The 19681-nt window shown below is 74.4% G+C and carries 7 protein-coding genes; 2 read left to right on the forward strand and 5 right to left on the reverse strand.

The genetic code is table 11. The annotated features are described in order from the left end of the window. Positions 1 to 261 precede the first annotated feature (261 nt). Together ACZ3J7_RS28005 and ACZ3J7_RS28010 are read left to right on the forward strand one after the other, a co-directional pair. The gene (locus ACZ3J7_RS28005; protein ID WP_465625730.1) at positions 262 to 12627 is read left to right on the forward strand and encodes a LamG-like jellyroll fold domain-containing protein; all 12366 of its coding nucleotides are present in this window, start codon (positions 262 to 264) and stop codon (positions 12625 to 12627) included. A gap of 35 nt (positions 12628 to 12662) precedes the next feature. Beyond that, positions 12663 to 13274: an SMI1/KNR4 family protein gene (locus ACZ3J7_RS28010; protein ID WP_465625732.1), complete on the forward strand. Its 612-nt coding sequence runs from the start codon at positions 12663 to 12665 to the stop codon at positions 13272 to 13274. Positions 13275 to 13280: 6 nt separating this feature from the next. On the opposite strand, the gene ACZ3J7_RS28015 is transcribed toward ACZ3J7_RS28010, so the two are convergent. From ACZ3J7_RS28015 to ACZ3J7_RS28035, 5 genes are all read right to left on the reverse strand, one after another. Next, positions 13281 to 14093, reverse strand: coding sequence for a class I SAM-dependent methyltransferase (locus ACZ3J7_RS28015; RefSeq protein WP_465625734.1), 813 nt, complete (start codon positions 14091 to 14093; stop codon positions 13281 to 13283). A gap of 90 nt (positions 14094 to 14183) precedes the next feature. Then, positions 14184 to 15413: an ATP-grasp domain-containing protein gene (locus tag ACZ3J7_RS28020; RefSeq protein WP_465625736.1), complete on the reverse strand. Its 1230-nt coding sequence runs from the start codon at positions 15411 to 15413 to the stop codon at positions 14184 to 14186. After that, positions 15410 to 17029, reverse strand: a complete 1620-nt coding sequence (locus ACZ3J7_RS28025) for an amino acid adenylation domain-containing protein (RefSeq protein WP_465625738.1) — start codon at positions 17027 to 17029, stop codon at positions 15410 to 15412. The genes ACZ3J7_RS28020 and ACZ3J7_RS28025 overlap by 4 nt, the downstream gene beginning before the upstream one ends. Continuing rightward, positions 17026 to 18609 carry an ABC transporter substrate-binding protein gene (locus ACZ3J7_RS28030; protein ID WP_465625740.1) on the reverse strand — a complete coding sequence of 528 codons (1584 nt, stop codon included), beginning with the start codon at positions 18607 to 18609 and terminating at the stop codon, positions 17026 to 17028. Before ACZ3J7_RS28030 ends, ACZ3J7_RS28025 begins: the two co-directional genes overlap by 4 nt. Next, positions 18606 to 19676 (reverse strand): MupA/Atu3671 family FMN-dependent luciferase-like monooxygenase, encoded by a 1071-nt coding sequence (locus ACZ3J7_RS28035; protein ID WP_465625742.1) that lies wholly within the window; start codon positions 19674 to 19676, stop codon positions 18606 to 18608. The genes ACZ3J7_RS28030 and ACZ3J7_RS28035 overlap by 4 nt, the downstream gene beginning before the upstream one ends. Positions 19677 to 19681 lie beyond the last annotated feature (5 nt).

Consider the following 19681-nt stretch of genomic DNA (forward strand, 5'->3'; position numbering starts at 1 on the left):
ATGGCAAAGCTTCGGTAAAAAGCAGACGGAATTCGGTGGACCTTCCAGGCGGAAAGATCCGAAACCGGGCGGACGGGTGGATCCGTGTGAGTGCGCCCGGAAGGGCCGTCCGCTATCAAATAGGTCGCTGTCGCCGCCCGGGCGACGGATGACTGGCTTGTCTGGTGGGGGATATCCGTGCGTCTTCCGTGGCTTCGTGCTGTCCTGGTGCGGCTCGTCCCCGATGGTCCGCCCCGTCGCCGGGGCCGCGGTGGCCGGGCGGTGCGGACGGCCGTGCGGCGGACGGCGATGCTGCTCGGCCTGGTGATGGTGCTGACGCTCGGCACCGAGAACGCGCTCGCGTTCGCCGCCGGCCGGGCGCCCTCCCCGCAGAGCGGTCAGCAGCCGCGCACGCCCCGGCAGCCGGACGGCTCGGCGGACGGCAAGGGCTCGTCGCGGACCTCGCGGAACGCCGCGGTGGGCGACCCCGGCAAGCACGCGCCGGGCAAGGGCGAACTGGACCCGGCGGACGGCGGCCCCGAGGCGGCCGACCCGCAGGCCGTACCCGCGCAGCGGCCCGTCCCCGCAGGCCGGGAGGCCGCGCGGCCCGACGCCCTGAAGGAGATGGACCGCGCCGACGGCCGGGCCGGCAAGGACGCCCGGGACGGGGGCGGCAAGCCCGGCTCGACGCTCCCCGGCCCGGCCGGCGCCGAGGGCGTGGAGGACACCGGCAAGCGCACCGGGAGTACGTCGCTGTTCACCAACCCGGACGGCACCAAGACCGTCCGGGTCTACTCGCGCCCGGTGCACTACCAGGCCGCCGACGGCAGCTGGGCGGACATCGACACCACCCTCGCCAAGGACCGCGACGGCCGCTGGAAGGAGGCCGCCAACGACCAGGACGTCACCTTCGCGGCCGGCACCGCGGACGAGGCCCTGCTGCGCTGGCGGCTGGACGCCGGCCACCAGGTCTCCTACCGGCTCAAGGACGCTGTCGCCGGCACCGGCCGGGCCACCGGCGAACAGCTCACCTACCCCGGGGCCCGACCCGGCGCGGACGTGGTCTACAACGGCATGGCCCAGGGGATCAAGGAGTCCCTGCTCCTGCACGACGCCACCGCCCCCGCCGTCTGGGACTTCCCGCTCACCCTCACCGGCCTGAGCGCCTCCGTCGGCGCCGCCGGCCAGGTCGACTTCCGCGACGAGCGGGGCGACGTCCGCCTCACCATCCCCACCGGCTTCATGGAGGACTCCCGGATCGACCCGGCCTCCGGCGACGGCGCCCGCACCGGCGGCGTGACGTACTCGCTCCTCACCGAGGGCGGCGCCCAGACCCTGCGGATGACCCTCGACACCGCCTGGCTCAAGGCCTCCGAGCGGGTCTACCCCGTCAAGGTCGACCCCACCACCACCGGCAACGTCAACGTCGGCAAGTCGACGTTCGTCCAGAACACCGCCAAGGCCAACAACTCCGCCGACTCGGTGCTGCGGATGGGCACCTACGACGGCGGCGCCGACCGGTTCAACACCTACCTGTACTTCCCCGCCGTGTCGAACATCGGCTGGAACTACCTGGAGGCCGTCAGCCTCAACCTGAACAACACGCACTCCTACGAGTGCTCGGCGCACCCGGTGAACGTCAGCCAGATCACCACCCCCTGGGACCCGAACACCATCAACACCTACCCGGGCGTGTCGATCGGCCAGCAGCTCGGCTCGCGCTCCTGGTCGCACGGTGACACCTGCGGCGGCGCGGCCTGGGACTGGGTCAGCCTGGGCGGCAGCCACGGCGACGCGGGCGTGCAGCTGGTCGAGAGCTGGGCGCACGGCGGCGCGAACTACGGCCTGGCCGTCACCACCAGCAACACCGACACCAACAGCTGGAAGAAGTTCGCCAGCGTCAACACCTCCTACCCGCCCTACCTGTCCATCGTCTACTCGGACTGGGCGGCGTCCTACAGCGTCGACGCGGAGTACATCCCACCGACCGCCGCCACCGCCGGCTCGCAGCGGGTCACCATGACCAACCTCGCCGCGAACTGGTGGAACTCCACCAGCATGCAGCTCAAAGCCCGGATCTTCGACGGCAACTGGGTCGAACAGAACGTCAACGCGCCCCTGGTCGGCGTCCCCGGCCTGGTGCGCACCGGCGAGTCCGTCACCGTCACCGGCGTCATACCGCCGCTGCCCGCCAACACCTCGTACATCCTGTGCTGGGACGGCTACGTCGGCGGCACCGCCTCGCTGCAGAACTCCTACGGCGTGCCGGGCGCGCCCTGCCGGTGGATCACCAGCTCCAACCTCTCGCCGCAGGTCGACACCGCCCTGCCGCAGTCCGGCACCACCGTCGGCAGCCTGTCGCCGCAGCTGTACGCGACCGGGCACGACCCCGACAACAGCCCCGGCACCGGCGTCGACTACGACTTCAAGGTCTACACCGACCCCTCGCTCGGCGATCCGCAACTGCTCGCCGAGTCCGGCTGGCAGCCGTCCAACTCGTGGAAGGTGCCGACCGGGTTGCTGGCCTGGAACTCGTCCTACCTGTGGACGGTGAAGGCCGGCGACCACCGGGGCGAGAGCTCCGACTCCCAGCCCATCCGCTTCACCACCTCCGTGCAGCAGCCGCTGATCACCTCCCGGATCGGTGGCGAGGTCGGCAACGGCACCACCCGCAGCTTCGACCCGCAGGCCGGCAACTACACCACCAGCGCCACAGACGCCGCCGTCACCGCGATCGGCCCGGCCCTGGCGGTGGCCCGCACCTACAACTCGCTCGACCCGCGCACCGGTTCGCTGTTCGGCGCGGGCTGGTCCTCCTCCTACGACCTGAGCGTCGTCCCGGACGGCGACGGCGACGGCGGCGTCGTCCTGACCACCGGCAGCGGCCGCACCGAGCGCTTCGGCCGCAACGACTTCCAGCTCACCCAGATGGCGACCGCGGGCGACCAGACCGGCGACCACGTGGACGACGCGATCGCCGTCGACTCCAGCACCGGCAAGCTCTGGCTCTACCCCGGCCCGGACTTCTCCCAGGCCAAGCGCCGCTGGAACGGCGACGGCTGGAACGGCGTCTCCCAGATCACCGGCGGTGACCTGACCGGCGACGGCGTGGGCGACGTCATCGCCGTCGCCAACTGGAACGGCGCGCTCAACCTCTACCCCGGCAACGGCACCGGCGGCATCACCACCATCGGCAGCAGCGGCTGGAACGCCATGCGGAACCTGGCGATCACCCCGCCGCTGGCCGCCGACGGGAAGAAGGACGTCATCGCGGTCGAGAGCTCGACCGGCTACATGTACGCCTACCCCGTCGGCACCGGCGGCACCCTGGGCGCCCGGGTCTACCTCGGTAACGGCTGGACCGGCGACTACCGCGACGCGGTCGGCGGCGACTTCAACCACGACGGCCGCGGCGACGTGGTCGTCGTCGACGGCACCGGCCGCCTGATGCTCTACCCCGGCACCGGCAACGCCGCCCTGGGCACCTCCACCTTCGGCGGCCCGTCCGTGCTGGCCACCGGCTGGCAGAACCTGCGCGACCTGGCCGCCGTGAACGGCATCCCCGGCGACGCGGGCACCGACGTCCTCGCCGTCGACAAGGCCACCGGCGTCCAGTACCTGTACCACTCCGGCGGCACCGCGCCGTGGTCCACCACCACCCGCACCACCACCGGCACGTCCCTGTACACCTCCCCGGCCGGCGAGTTCGAGACCCTGGCCACCGAGGCCGGCGGCGGCTTCACCCTCGCCGACAAGAGCGGCACCGTCTACACCTTCAACCAGCCCTCCGGCGCCGGGTACCTGCTCTCCCAGGTCACCGACCGCCAGCAGCACACCCAACTGCTGCACTACACCGGCGGCAAGCTCGACACCGCCACCGACCAGGCCTCCGGCCGCGCCCTGCACTTCACCTGGACGAGCGACGGCAGGCACGTCGCCAGCGTCTTCACCGACCCCGCGGTCGGCACCGACTGGAACACCGCGCTGACGTGGACCTACAGCTACGACAGCGCCAACCCCGACCGGCTCGCCCAGGTCTGCACCCCGCCCGCCGGCACCGCCACCACCCGCCCCTGCACCACCTACACCTACAGCCCCGGCTCGCACTTCCGCAGCACCGTCCTGGACGCCGGGCCGTCCTCGTACTGGCGCCTCGGCGACGCCGCCGGCAGCGCGAACGCCGCCAGCGAGAACCTCGCCAACCAGGGCGCCGACAAGGCCACCTACACCTCCGTCACGCTCGGCGGCGGCAGCGGGCCGCTGAACGGCTCCGCCACCACCACCGCCACCTTCGACGGCAGCACCTCCGCCGTCACCCTGCCCAACGCCACCCTGGGCAACAGCTACCTCGCCGTCGGTCTCTGGTTCAAGACCAGCAGCCCCGGCGCACTGGTCGGCTACCAGAACCAGCCCCTGGGGACCGCCCCCTCACACGCCTCCCAGCCGCTGTACGTCGGCACCGACGGCAAGCTCCGCGGCGAGTTCTACGGCGCCGCGATCGGCTTCAACCCGATCACCTCCACCAGCACCGTCACCGACAACCAGTGGCACTACGCGGTGCTCTCCGGCGCCGGCGACACCCAGACCCTCTACCTCGACGGCACGGCCGTCGGCACCCTCAACGGCGCCATCGACCACCTGGACACCGACTACACCTACCTCGGCGCCGGCTACACCCAGGGCATCCCCTGGCCCGCCGCGCCCGCCCCCGGCACCGCCGGCGTCAACCGCTTCAACGGGCAGCTCGCCGAAGCCGCCGTCTACCCGCACGCCCTCGGCGCCCCCGTCGTCGCCGCGCAGTGGGCCGCCGCCCGGCAGCCCTCCGCCGAACTCACCACGCTGGCCCTGCCGTCCGGCAAGACCAAGCTCGCCGTCAGCTACGACACCGTCAACGACCGCGCCACCCAGTACACCGACGAGATCGGCGGCGTCTGGAAGCTGAACCAGCCGACCGTGTCCGGCACCGAGCAGCAGTACCGCAGCGCGGTCCTCGCCTCCCGGCCCTCCGGCTACTGGCGCCTGTCCGAGGGCAAGGCCGCCCAGGCCTTCAACACCGTCGCCGTTCCCAGGCCGACACCCGACAACGGCACCTACTCCAACGTCGCCCTCGGCGCTCCCGGCCCGACCGGCGGCTCCACCGCCGCGAGCTTCGACGGCAGCACCTCCTGGGCCGAACTGCCCGCCTCCTACGTGCCCACCACCGGCACCGGCGCCCTCGCCCTCTGGTTCAGGACCACCAAGCCCGGCGTCCTGCTCTCCTACCAGTCCTTCCCGCTCGGCACCGCGCCCGTCACCGGCCAGGCCTGGAACCCGGCCCTGTACGTCGGCACCGACGGCAAGCTGCACGGCCAGTTCTGGACCGGCGACGCGAGCACCACGCTCGCCACCGGCGCCACCGTCACCGACGGCAACTGGCACCAGGCTGTGCTCTCCGCCGCCACGCCCACCAGCCAGACCCTCTCCCTGGACGGCCAGGCCGCCGGCACCCTCAACGGGACGATCCGGCCCAACGGCACCTCCACCCACGTCTACCTCGGCGCCGGCGCGGTCAGCTCCGGCTGGCCCAACTCACCGACCGACCCGAGCGGCCACTTCACCGGTCAGATCGCCGACGTCGCCGCCTTCGACCACGGCGTCGACGCCGCCGCCCTCCATGCCCAGGCCGCCAACGGCGCCGCCGCCTACGACGCCGCCGTCGTCGACGCCCACCCGTCCGGCTACTGGCGCCTGAACGACACCACCGGCAGCCAGGCCACCGAACTGCTCAGCTCCCAGGCCCTCGCCCAGAACCAGGGCGGCTACACCAACGTGACGCTGAACGCCGGCGGCCCCTACGGCACCGGCAACACCACCGTCGCCACCTTCAACGGCACCACCTCCCACCTGAAGCTGCCGGCCGGCGCCGTCCCGCGCACCGGCGGCAGCGCCAGCGTCGAGGTCTGGTTCAAGACCGCCACGGCCGGCGTCATCTACGGCACCCAGTCCTTCCCGCTCGGCGGCAACACCAGCGGCCAGGACTGGAACCCCGCCCTGTACGTCGGCACCGATGGCAAGCTGCACGGCGGCCTGTGGACCGGCAGCGCCGCCAACACCGCCGTCTCCGCCGTCTCCGTCAACGACAACGCCTGGCACCACGCCGTCCTGAGCGTCTCGTACTCCGGCTCCAGCCTGGCCCAGCAGCTGTACGTCGACGGTGCGGCCAGCGGCAGCCCGGTCACCGGCACCACCAAGTACAACGGCGACCAGTACGCCTACCTCGGCGCGGGCAACATCAGCAGCGGCTTCCCCGCAGCCCCCACCGACCCGAGCGGCCACTTCAACGGCCAGATCGCCGACTTCGCCTACTACAACTACTCGCTCTCCGCGGCCAGTTCCGTCGCCCGCCACTACGCGTACGCCACCGCCCCCGCGGGCGGGGCCGGCAGCCAGTCCGCGAACTACCGCACCGGTGTCACCACCGCCAACCCGGCCGGCTACTGGCGCCTGAACGATCCGGCTGGGGCGACCACCGCCCAGGACACCCTCGGCACCGCCCTCCCCAACCAGGACCACGGCACCTACACCGCCACCGTCAACGGCGTCACCGGCCCCTCCGGCAGCTGGGACGGCACCGCCGTCACCTTCGACGGCACCACCTCCTCGCTCCGACTGCCCGCCTCCGCCGCCCCCGTCCGAGGCGCCGACAGCCTCGAACTGTGGTTCAAGACCGGCGGATCCGGCGTCCTGTACGGCTACCAGTCCTTCCCGCTCGGCACCGCCCACACCCCCGGCACCGACCAGTGGAACCCGGCCCTGTACGTCGGCAGCGACGGCAGGCTGCGCGGCACCCTGTGGACCGGTGACGGCGCCGCCGCCCTGGCCTCGGCCGGCACAGTCAACGACAACGCCTGGCACCACGCCGTCCTGGCCGGCGACGACAACGGCCAGACCCTCTACCTCGACGGCGCCAAGACCGCCGCCAGCACCACCAAGCGCACCGTCTACCACAACGGCAACAGCTACGCCTACGTCGGCGCAGGCACCGCCGACAACTGGCCCGCCGCCCCCACCGGCCCGGACGGGCGCTTCAACGGCGCCATCGCCGAGGTCGCCCACTACCCCTCGGTGCTGGGAGCCGACGCCGTCGCCGCCCACTACCAGGCCATGGGCAAGGGGGGCACCCAGGCCAGGACCACCAGCGTCACCGTCACCGAGCCCAACGGCAACGGCGTCTCCTGGCGCTGGGACACCGGCACCGGACGCCTCGTCACGTCGACCGACGCCACCGGGGCCACCACCCGCTACGGCTACGACACCCACGGCTTCCTGTACTCCGTCACCGACCCGAACGGGCACACCACCACCACCGGCCACGACGAGCGCGGCAACGCCGTCTCCACCACCACCTGCACCGACGCCGCACACTGCCACACCTCGTACGCCAGCTACGCGTACGACGAGGCCAATCCGTTCAACCCGGTCAACGACAAACCGCTGACCAGCAGCGACGCCCGGGCGAAGGACGCCGGCGACGCCACCTACCGGACCTCGTACACCTACAACGCGTCCGGCGACCCCACCAGCACGACCACTCCCGCCACCCCCGACTTCCCGGCCGGCCGCACCAGTACCGTCACCTACACCACCGGTACCGAGGCGGCCGCCGGCTCCACCGGCACCCAGCCCGCCAACCTGGTCGCCAGCACCACCGACACCGCCGGCGCCACCGCCTCCTACGGCTACGACCGGGCCGGCAACCTCGTCCGGGTCACCGCGCCCGGCGGCGCCGTCGCCACCTACGCCTACGACAACCTCGGCCGTCGCACCGCCGACACCGTGCTCTGCGCCGACTGCGGCCCCGCCGCCGCCACCACCACAACGACGTACGGCTGGGACGGTCTCGGCAACCTGCTGACCCGACTCGACCCCGCCGCCACCGATGCCGTCACCGGCACCGTCCACACCCGCCGGACCGCGACCGACTACGACGCGGACGGCAACCCCGTCACCCGGACCGTCTCCGACACCACCGGCGGCGACCTGCCCCGCACCACCACCTGGACGTACAACAGCCACAACCAGCTCCAGAAGACCGCCGACCCGGCGGGCCGCACCACCAGCTACGGCTACGACCCGGCGGGCAACACCACCGGCGTCACCGACCCGGCCGGCACCATCTGGTCCTACAGCTACGACGCCGCCCACCGCCTGCTGCGCACCAGCCTCTGGAACTACACCGGCAGCCCGCTCGACCCCGTCCCCGCCCGCTTCCAGACCCTGGAGTCCCGGGCATACGACCAGGCCGGGCGCCTGGCCACCGTCACCGACGCGATGGGCCGCACCACCCACACCTACTACAACGACGACGGCACCGTCGCCGAGACCGACGTCGACGGCTACCGCAACCCGGACGGCACCCAGCGCACCGTCGTCCTGCAGCAGAACGCCTACGACGCCGCGGGCCAGCTGGTCCAGCACACCACCGGCGGCGGCAGGACCACCACGACCGCCGTCTACGACGCGGCCGGCCGCACCACCTCCACCACCCTCGACCCTGGCGGCCTCAACCGCACCACCACCAACACCTACGACGCCGCCGACCGGATCCTGAGCACCACCGCCACCGGCGGCGGCCTCAGCCAGCGCGCCGAGAACACCTACAGCCCCGCCGGCCTGCTGCTGAGCCGCACCGCGAAGGGCAACGGCACCGACGCCACCACCACGTTCACCTACAACCAGCTCGGCCTGCGCACCGGCACCACCACCCCCAACGGCCGCGCCGCCGGCGCCGACCCGGCCGCGTACACCAGCACCCAGGCCTACGACGCGCTCGGCCGGCCGACCGTCGCGGCCGGACCGCTGGTGAACGCCGAGACCTACGATCCGGCGACCCGCACCACCACGCCCACGGCCCTCCGCGCGCTGACCACCACCGGCTACGACACCTTCGGCGAGATCACCGCCACCCGCGACCCGCTGGGCGCCGTCACCACCCACACCTACGACGTGGCCGGCCGGCGCACCGCCACCACCGGCTCCGCCTACACCGACCCGCGCACCGGCACCACCTTCACCCCCACCCTCACCAACGGCTACGACGCCCTGGACCGGGTCACCTCCACCACCGTCGACCCGGGCGGCCTGAACCTCACCAGCACCAACCGCTACGACCAGTTCGGCAGCCTCGTCGAACGCAAGCAGCCGACCGTCGCGGGCACCACCCCGACCTGGACGTACTCCTACGACCTGAACGGCGAACTGCTCGCCACCGTCAGCCCGCTCGGCGCGCGCGCCGAGGCCACCTACGACGACCTCGGCCGCAAGGCCACCGCCACCCAGATCGAGCGCAAGCCCACCCCCACCGCCCTCACCAGCACCTTCGGCTACGACGACGCGGGCAACCGGACCAGCTTCACCCAGCCCAAGGGCGGCACCAGCAAGGCCACCTACAACGCGGCCGGCCAACTGGTCACGGCCACCGACCCGGCCGGGCGGACCACCCGCACCGACTACGACGCCCTCGGCCGCCCCAGCAGGACCACCCAGCCCGACGGCACCGCCACCACCGCCGTCTACGACGCCCTCGGCAACAACACCTCCGTCAGCCGACTCGACACCACCGGCGCCACCACCGGCACCAGCTACGCCGGCTACGACCTGGAAGGCGCACTCACCGGCAGCACCGACCAGATCACCAACCCGGCCGACGCCGCCGCCCACACCACCACCCGCGCCTACGACCCGGCCGGGAACCTGATCCGCCAGGTCGAACCCGTCACCGCGCAGTCCGCCCTCACCACCACCTTCGGCTACGACGCCGCCGGCCACCGCACCCGCTTCACCAACGGCAAGAACACCGCCACCTACTACACCTACAACCGGCTCGGCCTGCCCGAGTCCACCGTCGAACCCGCCACCGCGGCCGCCCCCGCCGCCGCCGACGGCACCTTCACCACCAGCTACGACGCCGCCGCCCGCGCGGTGGCCCTCACCGAACCCGGCGGCGTCCTGCGCCAGCGCACCCACGACCCGCTCGGCCGGATCACCAAGGAGACCGCCACCGGCGCCGAGACCGCCACCCCCGACCGGATCCTCGGCTACGACCTCGAAGGCCATCTCACCAGCGCCAGCGCCCCCACCGGCACCAACACCTACACCTACAACGACCGGGGCTCCCTGCTCACCGCCACCGGACCCGGCGGCACCTCCTCCTACGCCTACGACGCCGACGGCAACATGACCGTCCGCACCGACGCCGCCGGCACCTCCTCCTACACCTACAACACCGCCGGCCAACTCCTCACCGCCGCCGACCCCCTGACCGGCACCGCCGTCGGCTACGACTACGACGGCGCCGGCCGCCTCAAGACCACCCGCTACGGCACCGGCGGCACCACCCGCGACTACGGCTACGACCAGGCCGGCCGGCTGACCACCGACACCGTCAAGAACCCGGGCGGCAGCACCGTCGCCTCGACCACCTACACCTTCGACACCAACGACCGCACCACCGGCAAGACCACCACCGGCACCGTCGGCGCCGCCCAGAACACCTACGCCTACGACCTCGCCGGCCGCCTCACCTCCTGGACCAGCGGCGCCACCACCACCGCCTACACCTGGGACGCGGCCGGCAACCGCACCAGCGCCGGCGGCGTCACCGCCACCTACGACGAACGCAACGAACTCCTCGACGACGGCACCACCAGCTACACCTACAGCGCCCGCGGCACCCTCAGCAGCCAGACCACCCACGGCGCCCAGCCCTCCACCGTCCGGTTCGACGGCTTCGACCGGATGACCGTCCGGGGACCCGTCGGCTACGCCTACGACGCCCTCGACCGCGTCACCCAGTCCGGCACCACCGCCTTCGGCTACGACGGCGGCTCCAACGACCAGGTCTCCGACGGCACCGCCCGCTACACCCGCACCCCCGGCGGCACCCTGATCGCCACCGCGGGCACCACCGGCACCACCGGCGCCCGCCTGGAGATCACCGACGCCCACAACGACGTCGTCGCCGCCCTCGACCCCACCACCAACACCCTCACCGGCAGCACCGCCTACGACCCCTTCGGCAAGCCCACCGCCAGGACCGGCACCACCGGAGCCCTCGGCTACCAAGGCGCATGGACCGACCCGACCACCGGCGACGTCGACATGGCCGCCCGCTGGTACCAGCCCGGCACCGGCACCTTCACCTCCCGCGACTCCTGGACCCTCAACCCCGAACCCTCCGTCCAGGGCAACCGTTACACCTACGGCAACGGCGACCCGCTCGACACGGTCGACCCCAGTGGCCACAGTGCCGTGTGCGGGCTGCTCGGCCGGATCCACAAGGGCGCGGGGTCGGTCTGCGAGGCCGGCGAGATCGCCTGGTGCATCGTTGCCTGCTACTCGACCGGGTCCACCGACACCTGCACCGCGTGGCCGGAGATGTGCATGACCGGCCTCAAGTGCCAGGTCTCCGCCAACGAGCGCCCGCCGGGCTGCGCGAAGAGCCCCGAGACGACCGGGCCCAACCGCTGCAACGTCAGCGCCAGTTACCGGCCCTCCGACTGCGGCGGTTACAGCGGCGGCGGTGGGAGCGGCGGCGGTGGTGGCGGCGGTGGGAGCGGTGGTGGCGGCGGTGGCAGCAGCAGTGGCGGCAAGCACAAGACCCCCAAGCCCCCGCGCGCGCCCGTCGACCTCACCCCCAAGCCGGCCCCGGACATCCGGCCGGTCAACGACTCCGACCGCCCCACCGCCCACGCCAACCCCATCGGCTGGTTCTTCGACGCGGTGGTCGCCGTCGGCACCCCGCTGCTCTCCGGCCTCGCGGGCGGCGCCTCCTTCGTGGCGACCACGGCGGCGGGTGGCGCGGGACTGCTGATCACCGCCTTCGTCGACACCGTCGGCGACCTGCTGACGGGCCCCACCACCACCCCGACGCCCACCCCCGCGCCCGGACCGGCCCCCGGACCGGCCCCGGGCCCGGGCACCGGACCGACGGCGCGCCCGTGGCCCATCCCGCTCCCGCTACCCGACCCGGGCCCGGGCGGCACGGGCCCGCGCGGGAACGGCAACCGGCGCGTCCCCACCTGCGAGGACCTCAAGCCCGCGGGAGCCGTCGCCCTGAACGGCGGCGGGTGGGTCGAGTACCTCCCGGCGGACGAACTGGGCCGCAACCGGGGCGTCAACGCCTGCCTCGAAGGGGCGCCCAGCTCCAGCCGGGGCGAGTCCGCGACCGGTGCCGGCGACATCCCGGGCTGGACCGACGCCCAGGCGCGGGCGACCGCCCTCGGCTTCGACTCCGACAAGGACATCGCCCGCTGCCACTCCGTACCGCGGATGGCCGGCGGAACGGCGGACGAGCGGAACCTGACGCCGTGCTTCCAGCGCGGGGCCAACATCAACCAGCGGTCCGGCGGCGGCGGCCACCAGATCACCAACAGCATGCGCACCTTCGAGCGCAGAGCGGAGAAGATCATGGGCACGGGCCCCGGCAAGGGCCCGGTGCTGTACGGCGTGCACCCGCAGTACGAGGGCACCAAGAGCATCCCGGACAGCTGGGGCATGGGCCTCTACGGCTGGGACGCCACCACCGGGGCGACCACGGACATCGGCTGGACGGTGGTGGACAACGCGAGGTACCGCTCCGACGGCACCCTCCAGCACCTGGGACGCTAACCTCCGGTGGGAACCGGTGACCGACGGGAGTGGACGTGCAGATCGAGGAGATGCTGGAGCGGCTCGGCACGGTGATCGGGCCGCCGCCCGAGGGCGGCGTGACCCCGGTGCCGTGGGAGCTCGCCCCCGAGGCGATGGGCTTCCAACTGCCCTCGGACTACCGCGCGTTCGTCGACCGCTACGGGTCGGTGAGCATCAGGGACGAGCTGCACGTCTTCGCGCCGTCGGCGGTGCCCGGCCCCCAGGTCGGGCAGCCGCTCGGCTTCCAGGGGTTCCTGCACGACACGACGGATCCCCACGGGTACTGCGGCATGCTGGCCCAGGCCTACGCGGAGGGGGACTACGAGGAGTGCCCGTACCCGCTGTTCCCGGCCGAGGGCGGGTTGCTGAAGTGGGGCAACAACCACAGCTCCGACCACTTCTTCTGGCTGATGCGGGGTCCGGACCCCGATCGGTGGCCGGTCGCCGCCAAGTTCGACTCGATGCAGGAGTGGGACCTGTTCGAGGGCGGTTTCCTGGAGTTCGTGCTGGCGGCGGTGACGGAGGCGTACCCGTACCACGGGGACGTCGTTCCCAGCGGGGCGAAGCAGGCCGGTCACCTCCGCGCCTACCGCCGCCGGCACGACTGGGCGGACAGCTTCCGGTGACGGCCGTCAGGCCGGGCGGGCGCGGAACAGCAGCGCGGTCATCGGCGCGGTGACCGGGTCCGCCCCCAGGCGGGCGGTCAGTTCGCCGGTCAGGGCGGCGTGCAGCGCGGGGTCGTCGGGGTCGCCGCCGCGCGCCTCGACGGCGGCCCGCAGCGGGGTGCCGGCGAGGAAGCCGGTGGCGACCGAGGCCGCCGACCCGGCGGTGCCCTCCAGGGTGAGGGTGTGCCGCCACTCGGTCTCCAGGCCGCCGCCGGCCAGGTCGGCGGTGACCGCGGCCGGGTCGTGGTAGCCGTGCGGGAGGTCGGGCAGGAAGCGCGGCGGGTCGGTCGGGAAGGCCCGCTCCAGCCCGGCCTGGACGGCGGCGCCGAAGCCGTGCGTCCCGACCGGCCCCCAGGTGTTGAACAGGAACCGTCCGCCCGGCGCCAGCACCCGCCGGACCTCGGCGAACGCGGCCGGCCGGTCGGGGAAGAACATCACCCCGAACTGGCACGCCACCAGGTCGAACGAGCCGTCCGGGAACGGCAGCCGCTGGGCGTCCGCCTGCCGCCAGGCCGCCCCGGGCGCCCGGGTGCGGCCGAAGTCGGCCATCGCCTCGTTGAGGTCGGTCGCCACCACCTCGGCGGCGGGCAGCCCGGCCAGCAGACAGGACGTCAACGCGCCCGTCCCGGCGGCGAGTTCGAGCACCGTACGGGGGGACAGGGCGGCGGCGCGGGCGGCCAGGTCCGCGGCGAAGGGGCGGAACAGCACCGGGACGAGGTGGCGCTCGTAGGCCTCCGGCATCGCGGGGGACCAGCGCCGGTCGGACGGAACACCGGTCATGCCCCCGACGGTACCGCCGGCGGCCGGACGCGGCCCACCGGCGACGGCCCCGGCCCCGGCCGTCCGGGGCCGGGGCCGGGTGCCCCGGGCTCAGGCGTCGTCGGCCAGCAGCGGGCGGACGGTGCGGACCAGGGCGGCCAGTCCGTCCCGGGCGGCCCGGTCCGGGTGGGCGAGCAGGGCCCAGCCGAGCCGGTCGGCGGACGACCGGGGCGGACGCACCGGTGACCCGGGGACGGCGTCCAGGCCGTGCCGGACCACGCCCGGCAGCCCGGACCACTCCGGGGCGCGCAGCGAGCGCAGCACGCCCGGGCGGTCGGCGACGACGTAGGCGCTGCCGGTCCACGGCCCGGGCCGGCCGGCGGCGGCGAGGGCGTGCTCCGGGTCCCGGCCGAGGGCCAGCCGCCAGACCTCCGCGAACAGGTCGAAGCCGTGGGCCAGCCCGACCGCGTCCACGCAGTGGTCGCCCGGGGCGCGGACCGCCGTCTCCATCACCGCCGGGGTGCCGTCCGGGCGGAGCCGGAACTCGACGAACATCACGCCGGTGCGCATCCGCAGCGCGTCCGCGACGGCCTGGCCCAGCCGGTCCGCGAGCCGGCCCAGCTCCGGGTCGACCCGCTGGTGGGCGCAGAGGTGGGCCAGTTCGACGAAGTGCGGCGCCCCGGTGGTGACCTTGAAGGTCAGGCTGCCGAAGCGCACCCGCCCGTCCTGGACCAGCCCCTCCCAGGAGAACTCCTGTCCCTCGACGTACTCCTCCACCAGCAGCGGCCCCTCGCCGTCCCGGCGGCGCACCGCGTCGGCCCAGCCGACCGGGTCCGCGACCAGCTCGACGCCGTCGCTGCCCGCCCGGTTGAACGGCTTGACCACCACCGGCAGCCGGGGCAGCGCCCAGTCCGCGGCCTGCCCGAGCCGGGGCGCCTTGCGGTGCGCGGGCTGGCCGACCCCGGCGGCGGCGAAGCGGTGGCGCTGCTGCGACTTGTCACGGGAGACCGCCGCCGCGTCCAGGCCGGGACCGGGGAGGCGGCGCTGCTCCTGGACCAGGGCGGCGGCCAGCACGTGGATCTCCGAGGAGGCCAGCACCGCCCGCGCGTCGAGGCGCCCGGCCAGCGCGGCGGTCGGCTTCATCCAGCCGTCGTCGCGGCCGGCCACCGCCGGGTCGACGGTCTCCACGTCGGCCAGCAGCGCCCCGTACCGGCGCCGGAGCCGCTCGGCCCGGTCGGGCGTCTCGACCAGGCCCACCGTCAGACCCAGGTCGCGGGCGGCCAGCAGGTACCCCTCGGCCATCGGCGCGGCGCCGACCAGCACCACCGGCGGGCCGCTCATCCGGCCACCTCCGCCCGGCTCGGTCCGGCCGCCCCCGCCGGGTCCGGTCCGGCCGCCCCGGCCTGGGGCCGCTGGACGAGGGCGGCCAGCGCGCGGCGGTCGGTCTTGCCGTTGGCGTTCAGCGGCAGCTCCTCCAGGTGGGTGATCGCCCCCGGGACCATCGCGGGCGGCAGGGTGCGGGCGAGCGCGGCGCGCAGCTCGACGGGGTCCAGCGGGACGCCGGTGTGCAGCGCGTGCAGGGACGTCTCGCCGTGCGCGTCGGGGACGGCCAGCACCACCGCCTCCGCCACGCCCGGCCGGGCCCGCAGCGCGGCCTCCACCTCGGCGAGTTCGATCCGGTGGCCGCGGATCTTCACCTGCTGGTCGGTGCGGCCCAGGTGCAGCAGGCCGTCCGGGGTGCGGGCGACCCGGTCGCCGGTGCGGTAGTAGCTGGTGGCGGGCGGCGGCGAGGAGAGCGTGCGGACGGTGGCCCGGACGCCGTCGAAGTCGGCGAACCGGCCCGGGTTGTCGGCCGGGTCGAGGTAGCCGGGGAAGCGCTGCGCGCCGCGCAGCAGCAGCTCGCCGCGGTCGGCGGGCCGCCCGTCCTCGTCCACCACCAGGTGCTCCAGGCCGGGGTAGACGGTGCCGATCGGCACCGTGCCGTTCCCGGCGGCCGGCCAGTCGGCCGGGTCGGGGGGCAGCCGGTACTGGGTGGCCGAGACGGTCGCCTCGGTCGGCCCGTACAGGTTCTCGATCACGCTGCCGGGCGCGGCCCGCTGCCAGGCGCGGGCCTGCTCGACGGTCAGCGGCTCGCCGCCGAACAGGCTCCAGCGCAGGTCGGGGAGCGAGCCGGGGGCCAGGTCGTGCAGCCGGGCCGCGTAGGTGATCACGGACGGCACCGAGAACCAGTGGGTGATCCGCCGGGCGGCGGCGAACCGGGCCGGGCGGACCAGCTCGCCGCGCACCGGCACCACCAGGGTGCCGCCGCCGGACCAGGTGGTGAACAGGTCCCACAGCGCCGGGTCGAAGGTCAGGTCGAAGGACTGCGAGACCCGGCTGTCCGGCCCGTACCCGTACCGCCCCAGCGCGTGCGCCAGCAATGCCGCCGCGTTGGCCTCGGTGACCGGCACCCCCTTGGGCGTGCCGGTCGAGCCGGAGGTGAAGACGGTGTACGCGATCCGCTCCGGCCGCCAGACGGCGCCCGGGGACGGCTCGTCCGCGCCGTCGTCCGGGCCGGTGGGTGCGGGCAGCTCGTCCAGTGCCACCACCGGCGGTGCGGTGCCCGGCGGCGGTGCGACCGCCCGGGTGTCGACCACCAGCACGTCCGGGCGGGCCAGCGCCAGCACCGCCGCCTGCCGGGCGGGCACGGCGGACGGCGAGAGCGGCAGCACGGTCGCGCCCAGCCGGGCCGCCGCCAGGTAGCCGAGGTACGCGGCCGGGCTGCGGTTGGCCAGCACGCCGACCCGCGCCGGGGGCCGCCCGCCGGCCGCCGAGGTCAGCGCCCGGGCCAGTCGGCCCGATCCGGCCAGCAGCTCGCCGTACGAGTGGCGTTCGGCGCCGACCTCCAGCGCGGGGTGCCCGGGCGCGGCCCGGGCCGAACGCTCGAACCGGGCGAACAGGGAGACGGGGGTCGTCACGGCCGCTCCTCCAGGTGGGCGCGGTAGTAGACCGGGGTGCCGAGGTACGCCGAGGTGAACACGCCGCGGACCCCGGAACCGCTGAGCGCCACGTGCATGTAGCGGAACAGCGGCACCAGCGGGGCGTGCTCGCGCAGCAGCAGCTCGTCCAGCTCGCCCCAGCCCTCGGCGGCCTTCTCGGCGGGCAGTCCGGCCAGCCGGTCCAGCGTCGCGTCGACCTCCGGGTCGGCCAGGTAGACGAAGTTGTCGTTGCCGTGCGGGCGGATGCTCCGGCCGTCGAACATGCCGAGCAGGGTGGAGGCGCCCGGCCAGTCCCCGGCCATGCACATCAGGGCCAGGTCGTGGCCGTGGCCGCGGGTCTTGATCAGCGCGTTGTGCGCGGGCCGGTCGACCTCGACGACCTCCACCGGCAGGCCGACCCGCTCCAGGTCGGCCGCGATCAGCCGGGCGGGCGCGGCGAAGTACGCGCCCTCCCGGGAGAGCAGCCGCAGCCGGGGCGGCTCGCCGTCCGGCCCGACCGCCGCGCGGACCAGCGCGGCGGCCGACTCCGGGTCGTACGGGTGCGGGTCGGGGTAGTCGCGGTGGCCGATCACCTCGGGCGGCAGCAGGGTGTGCAGCAGCCGGCCCTGGCCGGTGCCGACCATGCCGTCCCGGACGGCGGCGCGGTCCACCGCCCGGGCCACCGCCTGCCGCAGCCGGGGGTCGGTCAGCCGCTCGGCGTTCACCGCCAGGTACCAGACCAGCGGGGTCGGGTCGCGGCGCAGCCGGTGCGCCAGCGCCGGGTCGGCGCTCAGCTCGTCGGCCAGCGCCTGCGGGGCGGTGTTCTCGGCGACCGCGTACGCGTCCGGGCCCTCGTCGCGCCGCACCCGCTCGTTCTGCGGCCCGGACTCGACGTCCAGCTCGATCTCGATCCGCTCCGGGTGGTCGGTGCGCAGCGGGTCGCCGCCCGGCTCCCAGTGCGGATTGCGGACCAGCGTCAGGCGCTCGCCCGGCCGGTGCTCGGCGATCCGGTACGGCCCGCTGGCCAGCGGGCGCCGCCCGTAGTCGGCGCCGGTGTCCAGCGCGCGGGGGACGGGTGCGGTGGTGCCGAGCGAGGCGGCGTACGGGAGTTCGGGGCGCGGACGGGGGAAGCTGAAGCGCAGCCGGCGGTCGTCCAGGGCGCGCAGCCCCGGCACCTCGGCGTCCGGTTCGGCGTAGGGGCCCGCGTAGTCGCCGTTCTCGCGCAGCCAGGACTGCAGGTGGGTGGGGCCGTCGGCGATCTCGGGCGCGAACGAGCGGGCCACGCCGTGCACCACGTCGGCGGCGGTCACCGGGTTGCCGTCCTCGAAGCGCAGCCCGGGCCGGAGCGTGAACTCCCAGACCCGGCCGTCCCCGTGGACGTCGCGGCCGGTGTCGTCGGCCAGGTCGCCGACCAGCCGCAGGCCGCCCGCGCCGTCCTCGGCGAACGCGGTGAGGGTGCGGAACAGCAGCTGGCCCAGCGCGATCCCCTGGAGCGTGGTGGTGCGCTGCGGGTCGAGCTGGTCGTAGTCGGCGTCGCGCAGGATGCGCAGCACCCCGCCGCGCGACGGCTCGGTGGTCACGTGGGGTTCTCCGTTCGGGAAGGGGCCTGGGTCAGGGCGCGCAGCCGGTCGAGGTGGTGCAGTCCGTCCAGCACCTGCGCGTCCGGGATGCCGAAGTCGATCAGGCAGGCCAGCTCGTCCACCCCGGCCGCCTCGGCGCGGGCCACCACGGCGGCGGCCTGCTCGACCGTGCCGAACAGGCCGTTGGCCCGGTAGTAGGTGTCGAAGGAGCGGCGGACCAGGAAGTCGACGTCCTGCGGGCGGAGCTTGGCCGGGTCGAAGTCGGCGAGCCTCCCGGCCGCGTTGCGCGAGATCAGCTCGAACGAGCTGGCCAGGTAGGCGGTGAACGGCTCGCGCACCCGCTCCCGGACCTGCTCCGGGTCCTCGCCCAGGTGGGTGTGGACCATCAGCGCGACGTGGCCCGGCCGGCCGTCGTGCCCCGGGCGGGCGGCCAGTGCCTTGCGGTAGCGGGCCACGTTGGCCGTCAGCGCGTCGAAGTCCTGCCCCAGCAGGTGGGTCAGCACGCCGACGCCGGCCGCTCCGGCCGCTTCGAAGGTCTGCGGGCTGCCCGCGCTGGTCACCCAGAGCGGCAGCTCGGCCTGCACCGGGGGCGGCAGCGCCCGCACCGAGGCCGGCCGGCCGTTGCCGTCGGTGACCTCCAGCGGCTCGCCGCGCCACAGCGCGCGCAGCCGCTCCACCGCGTCCAGCACCGCGTCCTTGCGGCCCGGGTAGCCCTCGGGGCGCAGGGCGAAGTCGACCGCGTTCCAACCGGAGGCGAGCGAGAGCCCGGCCCGGCCGTGCGAGAGGTTGTCCACCACCGCCCACTCCTCGGCGATCCGCAGCGGGTGGTGCAGCGGGACGACCACGCTGCCCGCCCGGACGCCGACCCGGCTGGTGACGGCCGCGACCGCCGCGCCGGTGACCGCCGGGTTCGGGTACGGGGCGCCGAACTCGTGGAAGTGCCGCTCGGGCGTCCAGACGGCGCTGAAGCCGTGCGCGTCGGCGAACCTGGCGCCCTCCAGCAGCAGTCCGTACCGGTCGGCGGGGTCGCCCGCGCCGTCGGCGAAGTAGAAGAGGGAGAAGTCCACGGCCC

It is taken from the genome of Kitasatospora sp. NPDC015121, assembly GCF_055562955.1.

Bases quoted from the DNA above. Each gene is read 5' to 3' on its own strand.
- ACZ3J7_RS28015 (WP_465625734.1), bottom strand. From the start codon at position 14,093: ATGACCGGTGTTCCGTCCGACCGGCGCTGGTCCCCCGCGATGCCGGAG.
- ACZ3J7_RS28020 (WP_465625736.1), bottom strand. From the start codon at position 15,413: ATGAGCGGCCCGCCGGTGGTGCTGGTCGGCGCCGCGCCGATGGCCGAG.